Here is a 23,993-nt window from a genome sequence, read left to right on the forward strand (position 1 = left end):
TCATGACCGAGGTGGACGCCTACCTCGACGCTCGGAACGCGCAGAGAACCGCCAGCCCCTTGCTGCGCGCCGCCTCTGCTCGACGCGCAGCTTGAGACCGTTCGAGAATTACGATCGGTCGTTTAGGAACACGGAAGGTCTTCAGCAAGACATGGGCTAGCGCTTCGGTACGCCCGCCCCGAGCACCGAGCAGGTCCCATCGCCAAGACGCGGGACTCTCCATCCCGCATCACGGACGCTGCCGGCCCGGCCTTTGAAGAGCGGGCGGCTGGGCCGAGTCCTTCACGGGTCGGCATTCACCTACCCGGGAAGCGCACGGGCCATGCGGCGCACGGCTTCGCGCAACTCATCCTCCTGGAGTGACGTGAAGCACAGCCGCAGCGCGTCCAGGGGCGCGCGGCCGAAGGTGTAGTGGCCACCGTGCACGAAGCCGACGCCCTCGCGGAGGCCCCACTCGGCCCAGCGGGCGGCGTCCACGCCGGGAGCGCAGCGGGCCCACAGGGTCATGCCGCCTGCGGGCACGGTGAAGTCGAGCGCCGAGCCCAGGGACGCGCGCAGTGCTTCCACCAGTGCATCGCGGCGGGAGCGATACACGGAGCGCATCTTTCGGACGTGGCGCTGGACCTCGCCCTCTTCGAGCAGCTCGGCGACAGCAGCCTCGGTGACCCCGTCGCCCTGCCGGTCCACGGCGGCGCGCACGGAGGCCGCGCGGGTGATGAACGGAGCAGGCGCGGCGAGGAAGCCCAGCCGCAGTCCCGGCGCGAGCACCTTGGACAGCGTGCCCACGTAGAGCACCAGGCCCTCGCGGTCCTGGCTCGCAAGCGGCAGCACGGGGGGACCGTCGAAGTGGAACTCGTGGTCGTAGTCGTCCTCGATGAGCGCGACACGTGAGGCTTTGGCCCACGCGAGGAGCCGCTGGCGCCGTTCGGCGGAGAGCGTGACGGTGGTGGGGTACTGGTGATGCGGCGTGAGGTAGACGGCGCGCACCGGGCCCAGCTGCTCCAGCACGTCCACGCGAAGGCCCTCGGCGTCCACGGGAACGGGGACGACGTTCGCGCCGGTGAGGCGGAAGGCATCCCAGGCTGGAAGGTAGCCCGGTGACTCCACGGCGACGCTGTCACCGGGGCGCAGCAGCGTACGCGCAGCAAGGTCCAACGCACCCTGACTGCCCCGGGTGATGAGCAGCGTATCAGCGGTGACAGCCATGCCGCGAAGCGAAGCCAGCATCCCGGCCAACGCCTCCCGCAGCCCGGCATGGCCCAGGGGCGCGGCATAGTCGAGCAGCCGCTGTCCCCCACGCTTCAGCGCACGCCGGTACGCACGCGCGAGCAGCTCCGAAGGAAGCAGCCGCACATCCGGGCTGCCGGTCAGCAACGACAACATGCCGCGAGGCGCCGAGGATCCGCGAGGCAGCGCACGGGTCTCCACAGCGGGAGGCAATGCGAAGCCCACGTCCGGAGCCGCCTGCACGGAAGGAACAGCGGACGCGTCCTCCGGAGCCGCCTCCGCGACGAAGGTGCCCAGCCCCGGAGTGGTGACGATCCACCCCTGGGCCTCCAGCTCCTGATACGCCGCGAGCACGGTGTTGCGGTGCACGCCCAGCGACACCGCGAGCGCACGGCTCCCAGGAAGCGGCTCCCCGGGACGCAGCCGTCCGCGCCGCACGTCCTCCGCCAGCGCTCGCGCGATCTGCACGAAGCGCGGCGTCGGTGACTGCGAGTCCAGCGGAACCGTCAGCGCCCAGCGAGCCATGCCTGCCTCCCCGGGCGCGACGCCGCAGCCTCAGTTCTTCTGCAGCGGGCGGTAGCGGATCCGGTGCGGCTCCAGCGCGTCCGGGCCCAGGCGCTTCTTCTTGTCCGCTTCGTAGTCCTCGAAGTTGCCCTCGAAGAAGAACGCCTTGCTGTCGCCTTCGAACGCCAGGATGTGCGTGGCAATGCGGTCCAGGAACCAGCGGTCGTGGCTGATGACCACCGCGCAGCCCGCGAAGTTGAGCAGCGCGTCCTCCAGGCTCCGCAGCGTCTCCACGTCCAGGTCGTTCGTGGGCTCGTCCAGGAGCAGCAGGTTGCCGCCCGCCTTCAACATCTTCGCCAGGTGCACCCGGTTGCGCTCGCCGCCCGACAGGTCCTTCACCCGCTTCTGCTGGTCCTGCCCCTTGAACGCGAAGCCCGCCAGGTACGCGCGGCTGGGCATCTGGCCCGCACTGCCCAGGTCCAGGTGATCCAACCCGCCGCTCACCTCCTGGAACACCGTCTGCTCGCCGTTCAGCGCGTCGCGGCTCTGGTCCACGTACGCCATCTTCACCGTCTCGCCCACGCGCAGCTCGCCCGCGTCCGGCTTCTCCGCGCCCGTCAGCATCCGGAACAGCGTCGTCTTGCCCGCGCCGTTCGGACCAATCACTCCCACGATGCCGCCCGGCGGCAGCTTGAAGTTCAGGTCGTCGACGAGCAGCCGGTCCCCATAGGCCTTGCGCAGCCCCTTCGCCTCCACCACCAGCCCGCCCAGCTTCGGGCCCGGCGGAATCACCACCTCGCCCGTCGGCTCGCGCTTCTCCTGCGACTGGTTGAGCAGATCCTCGTACGCGGAGATGCGCGCCTTGCTCTTCGCCTGACGCGCCTTCGGAGACGCCCGCACCCACTCCAGCTCGCGCTTGAGCGTCTTCTGACGGTGGCTCTCCGACTTCTCCTCCAGCTCCAGCCGCTTCTGCTTCTGGTCCAGCCAGCTGGAGTAGTTCCCCTTCCAGGGCACCCCCTCGCCGCGGTCCAGTTCCAGGATCCACTCCGCCACGTTGTCCAGGAAGTACCGGTCGTGCGTGATGCACACGATGGTGCCCTTGTATTCCTTCAGCGCCTGCTCCAGCCACGCCACGCTCTCCGCGTCCAGGTGGTTGGTGGGCTCGTCCAGCAAGAGCAGGTCCGGCTTCTCCAGCAGGATGCGGCAGAGCGCCACGCGGCGCTTCTCACCGCCGGACAGCTTGGTCACGTCCGCGTCGCCCGGGGGCAGGCGCAGGGCGTCCATCGCCATCTCCAGCGTGCGGTCCAGCTCCCAGCCGTTCGTGGAGTCGATGAAGTCCTGCAGCCTGCCCTGCTCGGCGAGCAGCTTCTCCATCTGCGCGTCGTCCAGGGGCTCCCCGAACTTCGCGCTGACCTCGTTGAAGCGGTCCAGCGCCTGGCGGATCTCCTTCAGGCCCAGCTCCACGTTCCCCTTCACGTCCAGGGTCGTGTCCAGCTGCGGCTCCTGCGCCAGGTAGCCCACCTTCACCGTGGGGTCCGGCTTCGCGATGCCGAAGAACTCCGTGTCCACCCCCGCCATGATGCGCAGGAGCGTGGACTTGCCGGAGCCGTTGGGACCAATCACGCCAATCTTCGCGCCCGGGAAGAAGGACAGGTAGATCCCCTTGAGGATGTCCTTGCCGTTCTTGACCTTGCGCAGGTCCTGCATCGTGAAGATGAAATTCTGGGCCATGGCGGCCTCCTCGGGATTCGCTGAAACGTAAGCGGTGCCAGCGGATAGCAGGGAGCCCCATCCGGCTCAAGGCGCCTGCTCAGGCCCCGTGTCCGGTTGGACGGGGCGCGTCACGCGTTCAGGAGCGAAAACGCCTGCTCGCTGACCTGCGAACCCGTTTCGAAGGTGTTAGAGGAAGCGCCCCATGTCCGAGCCCATGACCCCCGCCCTGGAGCTGAAGGGCCTCTCCAAGGCCTACGGCAAGTTCACCGCCCTGCACGCGGTGGACCTCACCATCCGCCCCGGTGAAATCTTCGCCCTCCTGGGCCCCAACGGCGCCGGCAAGACGACCCTCATCGGCAGCGTGTGCGGCCTGGTGAAGAAGTCCGCCGGCACCATGAAGGTCTTCGGCAAGGACCTGGACCAGGACCCCACCGGGCCCCGCTACCAGGTGGGCCTGGTGCCGCAGGAGATCAACTTCGACCCGTTCTTCTCCGTCGCGGAGTCCCTGCGCATCCAGCAGGGCTACTACGGCCAGCCCCGCGACGACGCGCGCATCGACGAGGTCCTCACCGCGCTCAACCTCCAGGCCAAGAAGGACTCGCTCACGCGCGCGCTGTCCGGCGGCATGAAGCGCCGGCTGCTCATCGCCAAGGCGCTGGTGCACAAGCCGAAGCTGGTGTTCCTGGACGAGCCCACCGCGGGCGTGGACGTGGAGCTGCGGCGCGACCTGTGGACGTACGTGAAGAAGATCGCCAGCGAGGGCACCACCATCGTCCTCACCACGCACTACCTGGAGGAGGCGGAGGAGCTGGCGGACCGCGTGGGCATCATCAACGAGGGCAAGCTCCTCATGACGGAGGACAAGGCCGCGCTCCTGCGCCGCTTCGGGGAGAAGCGCCTGGTGGTCACCTTCTCCGAACCGCAGGCCGCCATGCCCGCCGCGGGCGTGCGCTTCGCCGCGAGCCTCTCCGCCGACGGCCGCACGCTCACCTACGTGGAGCGCGACAACTGCGCTCCGTCCGGTGAGCTGCTCCGCTCGCTCTACGCCGACGGGCTGCCCATCGCGGAAGTGGAGACGCGGCGGTCGCGCCTGGAAGACGTGCTCATCGAAATCCTCCGTGGCCGCCCCTCGCAGGCCGCCTGAACCCCGCTTCTTCGAAAAACACCCCATGAACGTCCTCGGGATGCAGACGCTGTTCGCGAAGGAGGTCCGGCGCTTCATGCGCGTGCCGGGCCAGACCGTCCTGTCGCCCCTCATCAGCACCACGCTGTACTTCATCGTCTTCGGCTATTCGATTTCGGGCCGCGTCCACGAGGTGGAGGGCCACCCGTACCTGCACTTCATCGTGCCGGGTCTGGTGTTCCTGGGCATCGCCAACAACGCGTTCCTCAACAGCTCCTCGTCGCTGTTCATCACCAAGATTCAGGGCACGGTGGTGGACCTGCTGGTGGCGCCGCTGGGGCCCGGTGAGTTGATGGTGGGCTTCATCGGCGGCGCCATGGTGCGCGGCCTGGTGGTGGGCCTGCTCACCTGGATTGTCGCGGCGGTGTTCTCCGGCTTCAGCCTGGAGCACCCGCTGGCGACGCTCTACTTCCTCTTGCTCTCCAGCTACGTGTTCAGCGTGCTGGGCATGCTCGCCGCCGTGTGGGCGGAGAAGTTCGAGCAGATCAACTTCTTCCCCACCTTCGTGATGCTGCCGCTCACGTTCCTGGGCGGCGTCTTCTACTCGGTGCGCGAGCTGCCCTCGCCGTGGAACCACATCAGCCTCTTCAACCCCATGGTCTACATGGTGGAGGGGCTGCGCTACGGCATGCTCGGCAGCAGCCTGTTCTCACCGCTCGTGGGCGGCGCCATCCTCGCCTTCACCGCCGCGGTCGCGACGGGCGTCACGTACGCGGTGCTGCGGTCCGGCTACAAGATGAAGGCCTAGGCCTCAGTAGCTCGCCTGCCTCCTTCACGGGTAGGGAGGCGGGCGCCTCCCTGCCGGACAGGAGCTTTGTCCTTTTGGAGGTCGGCTGTTTCCCGCCCGTTGAGAAAGCGCGGTATCTTCCCGGACACCCATGGCAGTGGTCTTCGGGAAATACGAGCTGCTTCGAAAAATCGCTTCCGGCGGCATGGGACAGGTGTTCCTCGCCCGGGAGCACGGGACGGGCTTCGAGCGGCTGGTCGTCCTCAAGCTCATCCTGCCGCACCTCGCCGAGGACGAAGAGTTCCTGGAGATGTTCCTGGACGAGGCGCGGCTGGTGGCGCGGCTGTCCCACCCGAACCTCATCACCATCCTGGACCTCACGGAGATTGAGGGCCGGCACTGCCTGGCCATGGAGTACGTGCAGGGCGAGGACGTGCGCCGGCTGGACCGCTTCGCGCGCAAGCAGGAGCGCCCGCTGCCGGTGGGGCTGGTGGTGCGCATCATCGCGGACGCGGCGGCGGGGCTGTCCTACGCGCACGGTGCGCGTGACGGGCAGGGCCAGCCGCTGAAGCTGGTGCACCGGGACGTGTCGCCGCAGAACGTGCTCGTCGGGTTCGACGGCGGCGTGAAGGTCATCGACTTCGGCGTGGCGAAGGCGGCCACCAGCGGGCAGCAGACGGCGACGGGTGTGCTCAAGGGCAAGTACCCGTACATGTCGCCGGAGCAGGCCAACGGGATGGCGGTGGACGGCCGGAGCGACCAGTTCGCCCTGGGCGTCGTGATGTGGGAGCTGCTCACGGGCAAGCGCCTCTTCAAGGGCGACACGGACCTGATGACGCTGCGGCTGGTGCGGGACTGCCAGGTGCCGCCGCCGTCGCAGCTGAACCCGAAGCTGCCGCCGGGCCTGGACGAGGTGGTGCTCAAGGCGCTCGCGCCCACGCCGGAGGGCCGCTATCCGGACTGCGCCGCGTTCCGGCTGGCGCTGGAGGACTGGGCGCTCAACCTGCGCCTGCCTTCGAGCAGCGCGCACCTGGCCGCGTACCTGCGGGAGCTGTACGCGGACCGCATCGCCACGGAAGCGGACCCGACGAAGCTGGACCAGCTGGCCGAGGACGTGGACCTGGACTCGCAGTCCAACTCCTCGCGGGATGGGATGCCCACGTCGGGGGCTCGGGGACAGGCCTCGTCACGCGCGTCGAAGCTGGTGGGCCCGCCGTCCCGCCCGCCCACGCGCGTGGGGCCGGAGAAGACGCGGAACACCGCGGCCCTGGCGCCGGAGCCTCCGAAGCGTCGCGCCTGGCTGCCCCTGGTCGTGGGCGGCGCCGCGCTGGTGGTCGGTGGCGCGGCGGTGGTGCTGGTGCGCGGTGGCCCCGAGGCGGTGACGCCGCCCGCGGTGGTGGCCACGCGGCCCCCGGAGGAGGTGCAGGGCCGCACGCCGGAGACGCCCACGCCCACGCCCACGGAGACGCCCGCACGGAACGCCGCGCCCCAGCCGGTGCACCTGATGGTGACGAGCGAGCCGCCCGGCGCGACGGTGCAGGTGGCGGGCGAGGAGCGCGGCATCACCCCGGTGGCCGTGCCGCTGGTGCCCGGTGAGCCGTCGGTGGCGGTGACGCTCGCGCTCAACGGCTATGAGCCGGTGACGCGGCAGGTGTCCGCGGCGGACGCGCCCTCCGTGGCGGTGGCGCTCCAGAAGCGGGTGACCCGGCCGGCGACGCAGCCGAAGAAGCCGCCGTCCGGGTCGTCGCTGGGCATCAAGACGGGGCGCTGAGGCGCCTCCCCGTGCCGCCGGTCCGGCGGACCCGCAGCGACCGCCCGCGCCAGGCTGAAGCCACCTCAGGAGCGCCGGGCGCGCGACTCCGCCGCCACGACGACCACGTAGCCGTCCGGGTCCTTCGCCCAGAACTCCCAGCGGCGCGAGTTCGGGTTCACGTGCGGCTCCTCCACCCACTCCACCTTCAGCGCCCGCGCCGCCTCCACGCACGCGTCGAAGTCCGTGGTCTCGAACCACAGCAGCACGCCGTGACCTCGCGGCGCCGAGTCCGGCCCCATCAGGTTCGCGTGCTCGTCCAGGTCCCATGCGTGGAGCTGGAGCACGAGCTCGCCGTTGTTCAGCAGCATCTCGTACTCGGGCCCGCCGTGCCCGCTCTCGCAGCCGAGCACCGCCTGGTACCACCGGCTGCTCGCCTCGACGTCGCGCACCGCGATGAGGGGCTGCGACCGGACGTGGCCGGTGCGACGGGGCTTGCTCGGCATGGGACGCTCCGGGAACGCGAAGGACGGGGCACTCGCGGCCCCGTCCTCCGGTGAGGCACTACCGCTTGAAGTGATCCGCGACGACGCTCGCCACCGCGGCGGTCAGCTTCTTGCCCGTGGGGATGTGCAGGAACTCGTTGGGCCCGTGCGCGTTGCTGCCCGGTCCCAGCAGGCCCGTGATGAGGAACTGCGCCTCCGGGAAGCGCTCGCCCAGCATGCCCATGAACGGGATGGTGCCACCCTCGCCCATCGCCATGGCGGACTTGCCGAAGCATGACTTGGACGCGGACTCCACCGCGCGCGACAGCCAGCCGGCCAGGGGCGGCGCGTCCCAGCCCACCGACGCCTTGTCCCCGTCGAACGACACCTTCGCGCCGTACGGCGGATCCTTCTCCAGCGTCTCCTTCAGCGCCTTCGAGGCCACCTTCGGATCCACGCGCGGCGGGATGCGCATGGACAGCTTCCACGTCGTGAAGGGGCGCAGCACGTTGCCCGCGCTCGCCAGCCCCGGCACGCCATCCACGCCCGTCAGCGCCAGCGCCGGCCGCCAGGTGCGGTTGAGCACCAGCTCCGTACCGTCCGTCGTCACCGGGCGCGCGCCCTCCACCCAGGGGAACTTCGAGGACAGCTCTTCGCCCAGCGTCTCCGCCGCGGCCTTCGCCTGCTGGCGCCGGCCCTCCGGAATCTCCGTGTGCAGCTCCTTCACCTTGATGTGGCCCGTGGCCTCGTCCTCCACGCGCGACAAGAGCTGCCGCATGATGCGCATGGAAGAGGCCACCACGCCCGTCGCGTCGCCGGAGTGCACGCCCTCCGTGAGGATGTCCACGCGCAGGTTGCCGGCCACCATGCCGCGCAGGCTGGTGGTCATCCAGAGCTGGTCATAGTTCGCGCAGCCCGAGTCCAGGCACACCACCAGCGACGGCTTGCCGATGCGCGGCGCCAGCGCCTCGATGTACGCGGGCAGGTCGTAGCTGCCGCTCTCCTCGCACGCCTCGATGACGATGGCGCACCGGGCGTGCGGAACGTTCTGCTCCTTCAGCAGCCGCAGCGCGGACAGCGACGCGAACGCGGAGTAGCCGTCATCCGCGCCGCCGCGCCCGTAGAGCTTGTCGCCCTCGCGCACGGGGGTCCACGGCGTCAGGCCTTCGCGCCAGCCGGTCATCTCCGGCTGCTTGTCCAGGTGCCCGTACAGGAGCACGGTGTCGTCGGCGCGCGTGCCCGGCACCTCCATGTAGATGACCGGCGTGCGGTCCTTGCCGTCCGCCGTCTTCAGCCGCACCACCTCCACCGTGAGCCCCGGCAGGTGCGCGGTCTGCGCGCGGCACCAGTCCGAGATGAGCTGCACGGCCTTCTCCATGTGGCCGGTCTTCACCCAGTCCGGATCGAACGAGGGCGACTTGTTGGGGATGCGGATGTAGCGCTCCAGCGCCGGGAGGATCTCCTGCTCCCAGATGCGCTCGGACGAGGCGAGGGCTTGGTCGACGTTCATGGCGCCGCCATGCTGCCCAGCCCGGCGCTCGCTGTCGATGGAAAGCCCCGCCTCCGGAAGGCCGGGACACCCCGTTCCGGGCCTCCCCGGCCGCCCGGCGCGCGGCCTGCCGTCCTGCGTCAGGCCGCGTTCCAGTCCTTCTTCACGCGGGGTTCAGGGCTGGATTTCGCGAACACTCAGCCACTTGAAGTCCACGTCCGTGGCGTTGTCCCAGCGGAACACCGCGATGGGGCCGCCCCAGGTGATGGGCATGCCCGCCACGGCGCCGCCGCAGTGCCCGGCGTCGCCGCCCCACTTGCCCGCGTCCGTGTAGTCGTAGGCCTTCTTCCACGTCACCTTGTCCGCGTTCTCGTTGACGTACAGCTCCAGCTTCACGGCTGGCTGGCCGCTGACGGTGACGTTGCGCATGACGGCCTTGAAGCCCACCCAGCGGCCCTTGAGGGCGGAGGTGGCCGTGACGTAGGGCGTCTGCTCGTAGGAGACGTGCCACGTCTCCTTCTCCCAGCGCGCGCGGCCGTCGTAGTGCAGGCCTGCCTTGTAGCTGCTGCCCTCGCAGCCGGAGTGGTCGTTGTTGTGCTTCCCGCCGCGCGCGTACCAGGCGAAGTTGTCCTTCACGTCGGACGCGGCGTTGACCTTCACGAAGCCGGTCATCTCGATGTTCTTCCAGTCGTTGGCCGCCTGCATGTAGCCACGGCTCGCGAGCACGTCCCGGTCATAGGTGGGAATCTTCCGGTCGTCGTAGCCCGTGGACGTGAAGACGCTCATCCGCACCTGCGAGTCCTTCATCTTCCAGGAGCCGTCGCTGTTGCGGGTGATGGGGTTCTGCGGGTCGAAGCGAGAGTCCGTCAGCGCGTTGTCCGCCAGCGTCCACGCCTCGCCCCCGGACTTCGAGGGGTAGAGCTGCGTGACGCCGAAGCGGTCCTTGCCGGCCGTGGGCGTGGCGGCGGAGGTGATGGCGGCCCACTCCGCGATGCTGGCCCAGGTGTTGACGGAGTTGCCGTTGACGGTGACGCGCACGTAGCGGGCGTTGCGCGCGCTGAAGCTGTAGCGCTCGAAGTTCGCCGTGGTGCCGGACGACGTCCTGGAGACGGCGGTGGACCAGGTGCTGCCGTCCGTGGACGTGGCGATGACGAACGTGTTGGTGCGCTCGTCGCCCCGGTGCCAGGCGATGTCCACCGCGGACAGCGACTTCACGCTGCCCAGGTCGCCCCGGAGCCACTGCCCCACGCCGTCGCTGGACCAGCGCGTGGTGAGGTTGCCGTCGACGGTGGCGGACGGCGGGTTGCCGTCATTCCCACTGGCGGTGACGGCGGTGAAGCCCGACGCGGCGAGCGCCGGTGTCGAGGCCCCGAGCAGCAGCAGCGCGCCCGTGGTGGTGAGGTGCCGCTTCCACGGCGATGGATGGGATTGGGACAAAGGTGCTTCCTCCTGGGAGGCCGTGTACCGGCCCGTCCCCGAGGGCATTCCCTGTCGTTGCATGTTTCACTGTCCGGAAACATCACGGCCCGTCTCCCCTGCTTCCGGGGTGACGGGCCGCGCGTGAAACACTGTCTGCCTTTGCGTGCGGGTTACTCGCGCAGCTTCACCACCGCGGCGGAGGGGCCTTCCAGGCGCACGACGTTGCCGGTGAGCGGGGCGCCTTCCACGGTGCCGCCGTAGCGCGGGTTCTCACTCCACGCGACGATGCCCGCGCTCGCGTGCGGGGGCAGCGTGTGCACCAGCGAGCCCCGGACGTTCACGATGACGAGCAGCGTGTCCCCTTCCGCGCGGCGCTCCAGCACGAACGCGTCCGGGCCCACCGCGCGCGCGTCATGCGTGCCCTGCCGGCTGGTGAGCACGGGCTCCGTGGCGCGCAGGCGCAGCAGTTCCTTGTAGAGCGTGTGCACGCCCCGGGCATCCGCGCCGTCCAGTTCGTCCCAGTCCAGCGTGGAGCGGGTGAAGGTGTCGCGGTCCTGCGGGTCCGGCACCTCCTCGCCCTTGAAGCGAGAGAAGCCGGAGAACTCCTTGCGGCGCCCCTCCGTGACCAGCTTGCCCAGCTCCGCGTTGTGGTCCGTGAAGTAGAGGAACGGCGTGCGCGCGTTCCACTCCTGGCCCATGAAGAGCAGCGGCGTGAAGGGCGACAGGAGCAACAGCGTGCTCATGGCGCGGTAGGCGGCCGGCGACACGTCCTCCGACAGGCGGTTGCCGAAGGGCCGGTTGCCCACCTGGTCGTGGTTCTGGATGCAGTGGACGAAGTGCCACGGCCCCAGCCCCTTCGGGTCCGTGCCGCGCGCGTGGCCCAGATTCTTCGACTTCTGGCCCGTGTAGAACCAGCCCTGACGCAGCGTCGCGGCCAGGTCCTCCGCGCTGCCGGTGTAGTCCTGGTAGTAGCCCTCGTGGTCGCCCGCGAAGGCGCGCCTGAGCTGGTGGTGCAGGTCATCCGCCCAGACGCCGTCCAGGCCGTAGCCGCCCTCGGCGGCAGGGGTGACGAGCTTGCGCTCGTTGCGCTCGTCCTCCGCGATGACGACGACGCGGCGGCCGGAGGCGGCGGCGTGGGCGCGCTCCACGATTTCCGCCAGCAGGTGCGGCTGGCCGTCATCCACGATGGCGTGCGCGGCGTCCAGGCGCAGGCCGTCCGCGTGGTAGTCGCGGATCCACATCTCCACGTTGGAGAGCACCAGCGAGCGCACGAAGCGGCTGCCCTCGCTGTCGTAGTTCACCGCGTCGCCCCAGGGCGTGTGGTGCTTGCCGGTGAAGTAGTGCGGCGAGTACGCGCGCAGGTAGTTCCCGTCCGGCCCGAAGTGGTTGTAGACGGCGTCGATGAGCACCGCGAGCCCGTGCGCGTGCGCCGCGTCGATGAGCTTGCGCAGCCCCCTGGGCCCGCCGTAGGTGGCCTGCGGCGCGAAGAGGTCCACGCCGTCGTAGCCCCAGTTGCGCGCGCCCGGGAAGCTGGCCAGGGGCAGCAGCTCCAGCGTGTTCACGCCCAGCTCGCGCAGGTGGGCCAGCTTCGGGATGAACGCCTCGAAGGTGCCCTCCGGCGTGGCGGTGCCCACGTGCACCTCGTAGATGACCAGCGCCCGCGGATCCGGTCCCTTCCAGTGCGAGTCCGTCCAGCCGTTGTCGGAGCTGACGACCTCCGACGGGCCGTGCACGCCCTTGGGCTGCGAGCGGGACCACGGGTCGGGGAACGGATCTCCGCCGTCCACGCTGAGCTTGTAGCGCGCGCCCTCGCCCAGGTCCGGCAGCGCGCCGCCGAAGCAGCCGTCCGCCTCCGGGGTGAGCGGCAGCTTGCGCAGGACGCGGTCCTCCGCGTCGTACAGGACCACGTCCACGCCCTTGTGGCCCGGCGCCCAGACGCGCCAGCGCACCGTGGAACCACCCTCCACCCACGCGCCCAGCCGGGGCGCCTGGGACCGTGCTTCATTCGATTGAGCCATGTCGTGTCCCTGTTAATGCGCCAGGGGGGACACGGGGAGCACCCCCTGGACCGGAGTCCCACCGCTGTTCACGGGCCGACCTCTGGGGGACCACGAGTGCGGACCGGCGGACGGAGGGCCGCATGCCCCACGCCGCGAGGGGATGGCTTGTCGCGCCCCGGCACGTCCCGGATGATGGGGCGCCCCGCCGCGCCCGCACCCTCCTGGAGCCCACCGCGATGTCTCCCCGTTCCGGCGTCGAACCCTCCGCCTTCCCCGAAGGCCCGCCCATCCAGGAGCGCGTGGCCGCGCTGGAGGTGCTGTCGCCGAAGGAGATCGACGCGCGTCTGGGGGACCTGGGCTACCGGGGCCAGCCCGAGGCCCGCCGCGCCGCGTCCGTGCTCGCCTACCGCCACCTGCGCCGCATCCGCCGGCTGTACCTGGAGGGGCTGGAGCCGGAGCCCGGCACCCGCGAGAACGCCCTCTTCCTGGGGCCCACCGGCTCCGGCAAGACGTTCCTGGTGGAGCTGATGTTCCGCGAAATCCTGGGCGTGCCCACCGTGCTCGCGGACGCGACCCAGTTCTCCGAAACGGGCTACGTGGGCGACGACGTCAGCACGCTGTTGTCCCGCCTCTACGAAGCCGCGGAGCGCGACGCGGAGTGGGCGTCCTGCGGCGTCATCTGCATGGACGAGTTCGACAAGCTCGCCACCAGCCGCTCCGACAGCCGCTTCTCCGGCCAGCAGACCACCAAGGACGTGAGCGGCTTCGGCGTGCAGCGCAGCCTGCTGCACCTGCTCTCCGCGGCCCAGGCCACCTTCCCGCCGGACTTCGGCTTCACCAGCCGGATCCGCTCCGAATCCCTGGACATGGGCTGCATCACCTTCATCGCCTGCGGCGCCTTCAGCGGCTTCCGGGGCACCGCGGAGACCATGTCCCACGTGGAGCGCGTGGGCTTCGGCCGCGAGCCGGGCAAGGGCGGACTGAAGGACCTGGAGTCCATCGCCACGCGCATCACCGAGGAGCACCTGGAGAACACCACCGCGTTCTCCCGCTACGGCTTCATCCCGGAGCTCATCGGCCGCTTCAACCGGCTGGTGTCCTTCGCGCCGCTGGACGCGGCGACGCTGGGGGACATCCTCCAGGACAACGTGCTGCGCACCTGGGAGCGCGAGTTCGCCCACGAGGGCCTGCAGCTCACCGTGGACCCCGCCGTGCGCGAGTGGATTGTCGCCCGCGCCATCAAGCGTGAGACGGGCGCCCGCGGCCTGCGCACCGCCCTGGCGCCCGTGCTGGAGCAGGCCGCCTACGAGCACTTCGGCCACGGACAGGCCGCCACGGTGCGCCTGGTGCTGAAGGACGACGCCGTGCACGCCGAGCGCGGCTGACACAAAGCAGCCGACGTACCGGGGCCCGGTCCGCGGGGTCCCCGGAGCGTCGTTCAGCCGGGCCCGTCCTTCACCCGCGAGTCAGACGCCTTACGGTTGAGGCACACGACAGGCACGCGGGAGGCGGCCCATGGCACACATCAACCAGGAAATCCCCCGGGAGCAGTGGGCGAGCTACCTCGCCGGCATCAGCAAGCAGGACGCCACCCAGTGGGTGCGCGTGGAGTCCATCGACGCGGAGAGCGGCGACCAGCCCCTGGCCGACCGCCTGCCCCTGGTGGACATCTCCCTGGAGACGAAGGGCAGCGACTCCGGCGCGGTGCAGATCATCGTGGGCCGCGAGGACGGGCGCATCACCCACCGCATCCTCGAACCGGACCTGCTCGTCGCGGAGGTGGACAGCCAGAGCGGCGCGCTGGAGTGCCTGGAGATTGGCGAGCGCGGCGGCAAGACGCTCATCTTCTTCGAGCGCCCCACCGAGGCCGAGGAGGTCTCCGCCCGCTTCTAGAAACGGCACGGGGCCAGCGGGGGCGCCAGAAGACGCTCCCACCAGCCCCTGCCCCCTCAAGGGTGACGCTCAGCTCACGGGTACAGCGAGCGGGCGCCCTGCTTGTCCAGGGTGGTCAGCACGAGGTCGCCCGTCTGGGTGCCGTTGCACTGCGGGTAGTGCATGACGGACGCGCGGTCGTAGGTGGAGGTCAGCGCGCGCCACTGGTTGTCCTCGTAGCAGCCGCTCGCGGTGGAGCGGGTGTGCTCGTGACGGAAGCCCAGCGTGTGGCCCAGCTCGTGGCGCAGCACGCCCGTGAGCGTCCAGGCGCCCAGGCTGCCGAAGGCGCTGCTGTCGATGAGGACGTTGCGGCCGGAGCGGCTGGAGTTCGGGAAGAACGCGCGCGCCACGTAGGACTGGCCGCTCACCGGGCGGATGTCGAACAGCACGCCCGTCTGGGACGCGGTGCAGGACGCGTCGTACTGGGACAGGTAGGTGAAGTTGACGCTCGCGGTGGCCTCCCAGGCCGCCGTCGCGCTCGCCATGGCGTTCACGACCTTCGTCTTGTTGGTGCCGAAGTTGTTGCTGATGCAGTAGGTGAGGTTCAGCTTCTGGGTGCTGCTCCACTTGATGTCGCCGCCGATGTAATAGACGGCCAGCCCGTCCTGCGACTTGCCCAGCTGCGCCTCGACGACGTTCTGGAAGTAGGCCTTGAGCTCCTCCTCGGACTCCAGCGCCTCGTCACCGTTGACGATGATCTTCCCGCCCTCCCACGGCTCGCGGTAGGCGTTCGCCTGGAACTCCTCCCACGTGGGCTTCGCCTCGGACTCCTGCGCCGTCTCGGGACCACCACACGCGGCACCGAGCAGCGAGACACCGGCCAGCATCGCAACAGAGCGGAACTTGAGCATCGGGGAACTCTTCCTGTGTCCTTCGGGGGATGCGCGGCCACCGCCTGGCCTTCCCGCCAGCCGCGGGCCGCGCGCCGGGCCATTCAGCAACTGCCGGGCCAACGGGGCTCCCGAGGAGAAAAACAGGAAACGCGGGGATATCTGGAGCGCTCCCGCTCCAGCCCTCCCCTCGTCAACCGTCACTTCACGTGACGTTCACAATGGCAAGTCCTTGGAAACAGTAAGGTTTTACCAGGGGACTCCCGCTGTCCGAGAAAGGGACAGCGAGATGTCCTGATTCCAGTCAGCTTTTGGAGCCCCTAGAGGATGGCGCGGCGCATCTTCCAGTAGGTCTCCTTGGCCATGCGGAAGGTGTTGGAGCCCGGGGGCAGCAGGGTGCGCAGCAGCTCCGCGGACTGAATCTGGAGGGGGCGCACGCAGTGGGCATCCAGCTGGTGGCGCAGGTAGCCCACCATGTCGCGGCTGCGGTACTCGTTGAAGTAGTTGCGCAGCTCCGCCGCCGTGCGGGCCTTGCCGTTGTCCGCGTACTTGGCCACGTAGGGGCTGAAGTCCGGGTAGAGGCTGCCCTTGCCGAAGCCGCCGTGCACGGTGGTCTTCATGAAGTTGCCGATGAGCAGGTCGTCGAACACCTGGTACTTCACGGCGGTCATCAGCGAGTTGCGGGGCGCATCGAAGGTGATGCCCTTGTGGAAGCGGCGCTTGTTGAACTCGATGACGTGGTCCTTGCCGCCCACGCGGAAGCGCACGAAGTCCAGCACGGTGCCCAGGTGCTCGACGGCGCGGAAGTACTGCTCCAGCTGCTTCGCCTCGTCCGCGTCCAGGCACTCGCTCCAGTCATCCCCGTAGTCCTTGGGGTCCACCGGCTTGATGGCGCGCTCCTTCGGGTTGATGGAGACGGAGGAGTCGTTGGTGAAGTCGCGGCGCAGGAAGGCCGGGAGCATCTCGCAGGTGGTGGAGGCGAAGCCCCGCGCGTAGTCCGGCAGCGTGGTGGTGTACTCGGAGCACCAGACGCTGTCCGCGCGCTGGTACTTGTGCATGGAGCTGAAGGGCACGAAGTAGCGGACGCCGTACGTCTCCGCCATGCGCGCGATGGTCTGTCCCACGGGCGTCTTCGCCGCCGCGTACGGGAGGATGCGGTTCCCGTCCTCGGTGAAGAAGTTCATCATGTCCGCGTCGCCGTAGCCGGACAGCGCCAGCAGGTACGTCTCGCTGTACTCCTTGATGACCCGGCGCACGAAGCGGCCCTGGCCGCGGTCCCCGGCGTCGTTGAGGTTGACGATGAGCCGGCCGCCCACCTCCACGAGCAGCACCGCGTCCTGGTTCACGTCCGGCAGGCACAGCACGCGGATGCGCGGCGACAGGCGCGTCCACTGACGGTCCGCGAGCACCTGGACGCGGAAGCCCGCCTCCTGCAAATCATCGCGGATGCGGCCGCCCACGTGGTTGGGGACCAGCAGCGTGCGCGAGCGCAGCTTCTCCAGCGACGCCATGCTCAGGTGGTCCGGGTGGCCATGCGACAGCCACACGAAGGGGCAGTCGATGATGGCCTGGCGCTGCTCGTCCGGAACCTCGTGGGACAGCGTCCAGCTGCCGAAGTACGCGTCCCCGTCCGTCCAGGGGTCGGTCACCAGCACGGGCCCGTTGTCGTGACAGATGAGTGTGGCGTTGCCAATCGTCTCGAAACCCAGCTCCATTGCGCGCCCCCTTGAACCCCCACGCCGCTCCCAATGCGCGTGTGGGTGAGAAGGTGGCACCCGGACTTTTGCCTACAAGCTTGGGAAACAAGCTTCCTGCCCGGCCGCATGCCCTCCACGCCTGCGGCCCAGGAAAAGGCTTTCCCTTGTCAGGCGGTTCGGTGCGGACCGGAGGGCCCACGCCGGAGCCACGCTGACGCCGGGAGTCGCGTCCGTGGGGCACGCGACGGTCCACGGGACGCGGATCCGCCGCGCCCCTGTCCACCGCGAGACACGAGGGCGGCGATCAGCGGCGGGACACGAGCGAGAGAATCTGGGGGCCGTAGCGCTCCGTGAGGGTGGGCCCCACGCCGTGGATGGACATCAGCTCCGCGCCGCTGGAGGGCCGGGCGCTGGCGATGGCGTCCAGCACGCGGTCGGTGAGGATGCGGAAGGCGGGCACCTTGCGCTTACGGGCCTCGGTGAGGCGCCAGGCCTTGAGGGACTCCACCAGGGCGGGGGACGCCGGTGGCGCCGGGTAGCCAGGCTCCGGCGGCGCGGTGCGGGACGCGTTCCACGAGGCCCGGGAGCCCGAGCCCGGCGACGACTCCGACGGGGTGCGTGCCCTCCACCCGCTCCGGGCCGGAGCGGGTGCGTCCGTGGGGAAGGCTTCCTGGCTGAAGTCCGCGTCGGCGGCGGGCTCGCGCGGCGTCCAGGAGTCGGTGCCACGGCGGCTCTTGCTGCGTCCCCGGGGTGCGGCCTCGGCGCTGGCCGCGCGCTTGCGGGACGTGCGCTTCGTGCCGCCGGCCGCGGTGCGGCCCTTGCGCTTCTTGGAGGGCACCTCGCGCGCCTGCGGCAGCACCACCTGTCCGGGGGCGATGACGCGCGCGCGGCGGCCGGTGTCCGTCAGGGACAGCCGCTGGAAGAGGATGACCTGACCGTCCTTGTCGAACGAGTCCGAGTCCAGGCGCACCAGCCCCGAGCGCACCAGTCCGCCCACGAGCCGCTCGAAGTCACGGCGGTGGAGCTGCTCTCCGAAGAGCTCGCGGTGGAGCCGTCCGGTGGCCTGACCGTCGCGGGCGTGCAGGGCCTCCAGGATGCGGCCCAGCGCGTGGGCCTCCATGGCGGAGGGCTCCTCGAAGCGGACCACCTCGCAGGACTCGGGGGCGCAGACATCGCACAGGCCGCAGGCTGCGCCGGAGTCCTGCACGTCGCCGAAGTGCGCGACCAGGTGGCGCATGCGGCAGTCGTGCGCTTCCGCGTACCGGCCCATCTGCTCCAGGTGCAGCTGCTTGCGCTCGCGCTGCGCGATGTACGCCACGGCCCAGCCCGCGCGGCCGCGCCGCACGTCTTCATCCGGCGTCATCTCCACGCCGCCGTGGATCCACAGCTGTTCGAGCGCCTTGTCGAAGATTTCGGGGTCGCCCCGCACGCGGGCCTGGATGGAGGCCTTGGGCTCCAGCTCGTTGGAGGTGGCCTGGTAGATGCGTTCCAGGACGGAGGGGTCCGGGTAGTCGCGGCGGTGGAAGAACTCGTGGGTGCGCCGGTCCACGAAGGCGTGGAGCAGCACCGCGCGCGAGTCCTTGCCGTCGCGCCCCGCGCGTCCCAGCTCCTGGTAGTAGCCCTCCAGGCTGGCCGGCAGCGCCGCGTGGATGACGGTGCGCACGTCCGGCTTGTCGATGCCCATGCCGAACGCCGTCGTCGCGACGATGACCTCCAGGTGGCCCTTGAGGAACGCGGCCTGGATGCGGTCGCGCTCCTGGGGCTGGAGGCCCGCGTGATACGGCGCGGTGTGGAAGTCGTGCGCGAGCAGGTCCGCGTACTGCTCCGCGTGCTTGCGCGTGGAAGCGTAGACGATGGCGGGCCGGTGCTCGGGGTTGCGCAGCAGCGACAGGATGGCGTCGCCGCGAGCGCCCGGGTTCAGCTCACGCACCTCGATGGCGATGTTGGTGCGGCGGAAGCCGTGGATGAAGGTGTGCGCGGCGCCGCCCCGCGAACCGCGCAGGCCCAGCTGCTGGACGATGTCCTTCTGCACGTCCGGCGTGGCGGTGGCGGTGAGGGCCACCACGGGGGCGGGACGCAAGAGCGGCAGGCGCGAGCCCAGCAGCCGGTAGTCCGGACGGAAGTCGTGGCCCCACTGCGAGATGCAGTGCGCCTCGTCGATGGCGATGAGCGACGGGGTGCGGCGGGCGAGCAGCTCCACGAAGCCGGGGACGCCCAGGCGCTCCGGGGCGATGAAGAGGAAGTCCAGGCGGCCTTCGAGGTACTCGGCGCAGACCTGCCGGGAGGTGGCCCGGTCGCGGCCGGAGTGGATGCGGTCCGCGGCGAAGCCCAGCGACTGGAGCCGCAGCACCTGGTCCTCCATCAGCGCGATGAGCGGGCTGACGACGACGGTGGTGCCCGCGCGAGCGAGGCCGGGGAGCTGGTAGCAGAGGGACTTGCCCGCGCCCGTGGGCATCACCAGCAGCAGGTCCTCGCCGGACGTGGCCGCGCGGCAGACCTCTTCCTGGTACGGGCGGAAGTCGTTGAAGCCGAAGGCCTCCTTGAGGAGCCCGCGCAGCTTGTCCGGAGGCGTGGGCGCGCGATGCACGCGCTCCGGCCGGCCGCTGCCCATGTTCACGGCCTGGGGCTGACGCTTCGCCCGGCCGAAGCCTTCGGAGGAGGCCTGCACGAACGCGGAGCGCACCTCCGCGGGAGGAATATTGGGGGGAGCAGCCTGGCCGCGCGGCGACGCGGTCCGTGAGGCCGGGGCGGTGGTGCCGGCGGCCGGACCCGGCCAGTTGCCCGCGTCCCCGTGGAGGCCGTGCGCCGGAGCGCCCGTCGCAGGACGCATGGCTCCCACGTGCACGTCGGCGCCGCCGTAGGCACCGTGAGCGGAAGGCCCCGCGTGACGTGCATCTCCGAGGTGGGCCGCACCGCCATGAGCGGAAGGTCCCGGCGAGTGATGCGCATCCGCGAGGTGCGCCGCGCCCCGGGAAGCACCGCTGGCGGAGGTGCCCGCCGCATGGCGCGCGTCGCCTGCGGCGCCGTGGCCGAACGCGCCCCCTGCGGCACCGGCGCCCGCTCCCCTGCCCTGGCCGAACGCGGCCCCCGAGCCCTCTCCCCCGTACGGCATGCTCGCGGAGGCGCCGACCTCATTGCGCGCGGTGTTGGCGCGGGCCGCGCTCCGCACGACGGCGGCCGCGGCTTCACGGGTCCGGAAGAGTTCCTCGGCGGGCCCCTGCGCGGGATGCGGCCGGGTGGTTTCAAAGCGTCCGCTCGCGGGCGCCGCTCCGCTCCGGGCCCCGGGTCCGGCCACCGCCGGCGTGGGCGGCAGCGACGTGGGCGCCTGCCCCACGACCTCCCGCACATAGGCCTCGATGCCGCTCATGAACGCGTCCAGCGCCCCCTGTCCGCGCTCGATGCGCTGGAGCCACGCCTCCCACTGTCCCGTCATCACGGGGGACTTCACGTCCGGGTGCACCACCCCGATGAGATGGATGCCCTTCTCCGTGGCCACCAGGCGCTTGCCCTCGCGGGTCAGGTACTCGCGCTCGAGCAGGAGTTCGATGGTCGCGGCGCGCGTGGCGGGAGTGCCCAGCCCCGTGTCGCGCATGGCGTCCGCCAGCTCCCGCTCATCCAGCGTGCGCCCGGCGGACTCCATCGCCGTCAGCAGCGTCGCCTCCGTGAAGCGCGGCGGGGGACGCGTGCGCTTCTTCACCGCCTCCACGTCCGCCACCGTCTGCGCCTGCCCGCGCGCGAGCCCCGGCGGCAGGTCCTGCGGCTCGTCGTCCGGCTCTTCTTCCTTGTCCTTGTCCGCGCCCTTCTTGCCTTCGGACTTGAGGCGCGGCGCCTTCTGCCCGCCCCCCACGTCCAGGACCTTCCAGCCCACCTTCTCCACCTGCGTGCCCGCGCTGTGGAAGCGGTCCACCACCGGCCCCGTGTCCCCCTTCGACGTCACCGCGGTGATGACCGTGGTCACCTTCCAGACGTGGTCCTCGTGCCACGCCTGGAGCAGGCGCCGGCACACCAGGTCATAGAGGCGCTGCTCGTCCGGGGACAGCCGCACGCCGGACGCCGGCATGGGCGTGGGGATGATGGCGTGGTGGTCCGTCACCTTCGCGTCGTCCACGTAGCGCTTGCCCAGGGGCCGCTCGCCCGTGCCCGGCGCCAGGTCCTCCTGGTACGGGGCCTGGATGGCGCGCACCACCTCCGGCAGCGTGTCCGCCACCGTCGCCGACAGGTGCCGGCTCGCGGTGCGCGGATAGCTCAGGAGCTTGTGCTTCTCATAGAGCGCCTGCGCCACCTCCAGGGTGTGCTTCGCGCTGAAGCCGAACAGCCGGTTCGCGTGGCGCTGCAGCTCCGTCAAATCGTAGAGCAGCGGCGGCGGCATCCGCTTCGTCTCCGCGTCCAGCGACTCCACCGCCGCGCTGCCGCCGCGCACGCGGTCGATGATGCGGCCCGCCTCCACGCCGTCCGCGTCCAGCCGGCGCGCCTCGCGCACGGACTCGTAGCCCGGCGGAATCACCGGCTTGCCGTCCGGCCCCGAGCGGAACCACGTGCCCTGGTAGCGCGCCCCCTGCGGCACGCCCTTGCCGCGCGGCACGAAGGTGGCGACGACCTCCAGGTAGTCCCGGGGCACGAAGTCGCGGATGGCCAGCTCGCGCTCCACCACCATGGCCAGCGTGGGCGTCTGCACGCGTCCCACGGACAGCATGCTGCCGTAGGTCCCGCTCGCCAGCGTGTAGAGGCGCGACAGGTTCATGCCCACGAGCCAGTCCGCGCGGCTGCGCCCCATGGCGGCGTCCGCGAGCGGGGCGTAGGCCTTGCCGTCCTTGAGCTGCTGGAAGCCGTCGCGGATGGCGCGCTCGGTGAGCGACGACACCCACAGCCGCCGCACCGGCTTGCGGCACCCGGCGGCGTCGTAGATGTACCGGAAGATGAGCTCGCCCTCGCGCCCCGCGTCCGTGGCGCACACCACGGCGGACACCTCCGGCGCGTTCATCACCCGGCGGACGACCTCGAACTGGTCCTTCGTGGAGTCCGACACCACCAGCGGCCAGTCCTCCGGCAGCATGGGCAGGTGCGAGCGGTGCCACTTCTTCCATTCAGGGCGAATCTCATGTGGCTGGGCCAGGCCCACCAGGTGCCCGATGGCCCACGTCACGACGTAGCCGTTGCCGCGAAGCAAGCCCTCGCCGCGCTCGGTGGCGCCCAGCACCCGGGCGATGTCGCGCGCCACGGCGGGCTTCTCCGCCACCACCGCGAGGACGGATCCCCGTCCACCGCGAGCCGTCCCTCCGTCCACGCTCCCGTCCCGCGACACCGTGCTGTCCCATCCGGGCGACTCGCCCATCTCATCCCACCTCATGGCCTGTCCCCTCCCCGCCCCGGCCGCCCACCCGCGGGGTCGGGCTCCCCACGGCGTGCGTCCCTACCCTTCCCTATCGCGGCAGGCTGACATGGCCAGGGCCCACCTGTCCCGCTCCGTCACGCCCGCATGCCCACCGAGGAGCCGACGGACAGGATCGATAACGGCCAGGGGGTCCGATCAAAACGAAAATCGCCCTGGCGCCAGCAAGGCCCCGGGGCGACTTCCACCACTTCGCACGTCCTGCGGCTTCAGTGCACCGGCGCGGGCTGCGACACCGGCAGCTCCGGCCGCGCGGGAGGCGGCAGGGCGGGCGCCTGCGTGGATGCCGCGAGGGCGGGCATGCGCTTCAACACATTGCCGGTGATGAGCCGCATGTCCCGGCCGCCCTTGGTGAAGAACGTGTAGGCCCAGTTGAGCATCACGGAGGCGCGGTTGCGGAAGCCGACGAGGTAGGCGATGTGCACGCCCGCCCAGACGAGCCACGCCGGCAGCCCCTTCATGCGCCACTTGTCATAGAGCAGGCCCACCGCGTAGCCGCGGCCAATCACCGCGAAGCTGCCCTTGTCGTGGTAGCGGAACGCCTTCAACGGCCGGCCCGCCAGCCGGTCGCGGATGGTCTTCCCCACGTGCCGCCCCATCTGCATCGCCGAGGGCGCGATGCCCGGCACGGGCTTGCCGTTCTGCTCCACCGCCGCCACGTCACCAATCACATACACGTCGTCCAGCCCCGGCGCCGTGAGCTGCGAAGACACCTTCACCCGCCCCGCGCGGTCCAGGGGCACGTCCAGCGAGCGCACCAGCGGCGACGCCGCCACGCCCGCGCCCCACAGCACCGTGCGCGTGGCGATGTGCTCGTCCCCGAACGTGACGCCCTCCGCGTCGATGTCCGTCACCAGGGCGCCGGTGCGCACCTCGACGTGCAGCTTCTCCAGGTCGCGCTTCGCTGCCTCCGACAGCGTCTCCGGATAGGCGCTCAGCACGCGCGGCAGCCCCTCCAGCAGCACCACCCGCGCCTCGCGCGTGTCGATGTGCCGGAAGTCCTTCGGCATCGCGTGCCGCGTCATGTACGAGAGCGCTCCCGCCAGCTCCACGCCCGTGGGCCCCGCGCCGATGATGACGAAGGTCATCCACTGCCGCTGGCGCACCGGGTCGGACTCGCGCTCCGCGGCCTCGAAGGCCGTCAGCACGCGCTCGCGGATGCGCACCGCGTCCTCCAGCGTCTTCAGGCCGGGCGCCACCTGCGCCCACTCCGGGTGCTTGAAGTACGAGTGCGACGCGCCCGTGGCCAGCACCAGCGAGTCGTAGGGAATCTCCCCGCCCTCGACGATGAGCACCTTGCGGCGCGGATCCACCGACTTCGCCTCCGCCAGCAGCACCTCCGTGTTGCGCGAGTGCAGCACGCTGCGGATGGGCGCGGAGATGTCCGCCGGGTTCAGCACCGCCGTCGCCACCTGATACAGGAGCGGCTGGAAGAGGTGGTGGTTGTAGCGGTCCACCACCGTCACCCGCACGTTGTCCGCCTTGCCCAGGGCCTTCGCGGCCTGAAGCCCGCCGAAGCCCGCCCCCACGATGACCACGTGATGCCTGCTGTCCCGGTCGCGTTCCATGGCGGGAAGGTGCGGACGCATGACGCGCCCGGCCAGCGGCCGTTGTTCCTCGCCTGCCCGCCGCCCCGCTGTCGGACCCC

At 70.6% G+C, this 23,993-nt stretch carries 15 protein-coding genes; 5 read left to right on the forward strand and 10 right to left on the reverse strand.

Going from position 1 to position 23,993, the window contains the following annotated elements; all coding sequences use genetic code 11:
- Positions 1–300 precede the first annotated feature (300 nt).
- Positions 301–1,752: a MocR-like pyridoxine biosynthesis transcription factor PdxR gene (gene pdxR / locus D7W79_RS16110; protein WP_120526263.1), complete on the reverse strand. Its 1,452-nt coding sequence runs from the start codon at positions 1,750–1,752 to the stop codon at positions 301–303.
- Between the two features lie 30 nt (positions 1,753–1,782).
- On the reverse strand, positions 1,783–3,462 hold the full coding sequence (ettA, locus tag D7W79_RS16115; protein ID WP_120526264.1) for an energy-dependent translational throttle protein EttA: 1,680 nt from the start codon (positions 3,460–3,462) through the stop codon (positions 1,783–1,785).
- A 184-nt stretch (positions 3,463–3,646) separates the two neighbouring features.
- Between ettA and D7W79_RS16120 the strand changes: the two genes are divergently transcribed.
- The 3 genes from D7W79_RS16120 (at position 3,647) to D7W79_RS16130 (ending at position 7,125) form a co-directional block, all read left to right on the forward strand.
- Positions 3,647–4,588, forward strand: coding sequence for an ABC transporter ATP-binding protein (locus D7W79_RS16120; protein ID WP_171436675.1), 942 nt, complete (start codon positions 3,647–3,649; stop codon positions 4,586–4,588).
- 25 nt (positions 4,589–4,613) lie between these two features.
- The gene (locus D7W79_RS16125; RefSeq protein WP_120526265.1) at positions 4,614–5,375 is read left to right on the forward strand and encodes an ABC transporter permease; all 762 of its coding nucleotides are present in this window, start codon (positions 4,614–4,616) and stop codon (positions 5,373–5,375) included.
- Positions 5,376–5,505: 130 nt separating this feature from the next.
- Positions 5,506–7,125: a serine/threonine protein kinase gene (locus D7W79_RS16130; RefSeq protein WP_120526266.1), complete on the forward strand. Its 1,620-nt coding sequence runs from the start codon at positions 5,506–5,508 to the stop codon at positions 7,123–7,125.
- Between the two features lie 65 nt (positions 7,126–7,190).
- Here the strand turns inward: D7W79_RS16130 and D7W79_RS16135 are convergent, their stop codons facing one another.
- The 4 genes from D7W79_RS16135 to treZ all read right to left on the reverse strand — a co-directional run bounded on the left by D7W79_RS16135 (position 7,191) and on the right by treZ (position 12,515).
- Positions 7,191–7,610, reverse strand: a complete 420-nt coding sequence (locus D7W79_RS16135) for a VOC family protein (RefSeq protein WP_120526267.1) — start codon at positions 7,608–7,610, stop codon at positions 7,191–7,193.
- A gap of 58 nt (positions 7,611–7,668) precedes the next feature.
- The gene (locus D7W79_RS16140) at positions 7,669–9,099 is read right to left on the reverse strand and encodes a M20 family metallopeptidase (protein WP_120526268.1); all 1,431 of its coding nucleotides are present in this window, start codon (positions 9,097–9,099) and stop codon (positions 7,669–7,671) included.
- Between the two features lie 153 nt (positions 9,100–9,252).
- On the reverse strand, positions 9,253–10,578 hold the full coding sequence (locus D7W79_RS16145; RefSeq protein ID WP_244221799.1) for a discoidin domain-containing protein: 1,326 nt from the start codon (positions 10,576–10,578) through the stop codon (positions 9,253–9,255).
- A gap of 89 nt (positions 10,579–10,667) precedes the next feature.
- Complete coding sequence (treZ, locus tag D7W79_RS16150) at positions 10,668–12,515, reverse strand: malto-oligosyltrehalose trehalohydrolase (protein WP_120526270.1); 1,848 nt, start codon at positions 12,513–12,515, stop codon at positions 10,668–10,670.
- Positions 12,516–12,733: 218 nt separating this feature from the next.
- Between treZ and D7W79_RS16155 the strand changes: the two genes are divergently transcribed.
- Positions 12,734–13,882: an AAA family ATPase gene (locus D7W79_RS16155; RefSeq protein ID WP_120526271.1), complete on the forward strand. Its 1,149-nt coding sequence runs from the start codon at positions 12,734–12,736 to the stop codon at positions 13,880–13,882.
- Between the two features lie 130 nt (positions 13,883–14,012).
- The gene (locus D7W79_RS16160) at positions 14,013–14,390 is read left to right on the forward strand and encodes a DUF5335 family protein (RefSeq protein ID WP_120526272.1); all 378 of its coding nucleotides are present in this window, start codon (positions 14,013–14,015) and stop codon (positions 14,388–14,390) included.
- Positions 14,391–14,464: 74 nt separating this feature from the next.
- Here the strand turns inward: D7W79_RS16160 and D7W79_RS16165 are convergent, their stop codons facing one another.
- From D7W79_RS16165 to D7W79_RS16180, 4 genes are all read right to left on the reverse strand, one after another.
- Positions 14,465–15,280, reverse strand: a complete 816-nt coding sequence (locus D7W79_RS16165; RefSeq protein ID WP_120526273.1) for a matrixin family metalloprotease — start codon at positions 15,278–15,280, stop codon at positions 14,465–14,467.
- Positions 15,281–15,579: 299 nt separating this feature from the next.
- Positions 15,580–16,974, reverse strand: coding sequence for an MBL fold metallo-hydrolase (locus D7W79_RS16170; protein WP_120526274.1), 1,395 nt, complete (start codon positions 16,972–16,974; stop codon positions 15,580–15,582).
- Positions 16,975–17,260: 286 nt separating this feature from the next.
- Positions 17,261–22,303 carry a DNA topoisomerase 3 gene (locus D7W79_RS16175; protein ID WP_208729747.1) on the reverse strand — a complete coding sequence of 1,681 codons (5,043 nt, stop codon included), beginning with the start codon at positions 22,301–22,303 and terminating at the stop codon, positions 17,261–17,263.
- A 251-nt stretch (positions 22,304–22,554) separates the two neighbouring features.
- Positions 22,555–23,913, reverse strand: coding sequence for an NAD(P)/FAD-dependent oxidoreductase (locus D7W79_RS16180; RefSeq protein ID WP_167497704.1), 1,359 nt, complete (start codon positions 23,911–23,913; stop codon positions 22,555–22,557).
- Positions 23,914–23,993 lie beyond the last annotated feature (80 nt).

It is taken from the genome of Corallococcus exercitus (assembly GCF_003611585.1).
Classification (GTDB): Bacteria; Myxococcota; Myxococcia; order Myxococcales; family Myxococcaceae; genus Corallococcus; species Corallococcus exercitus.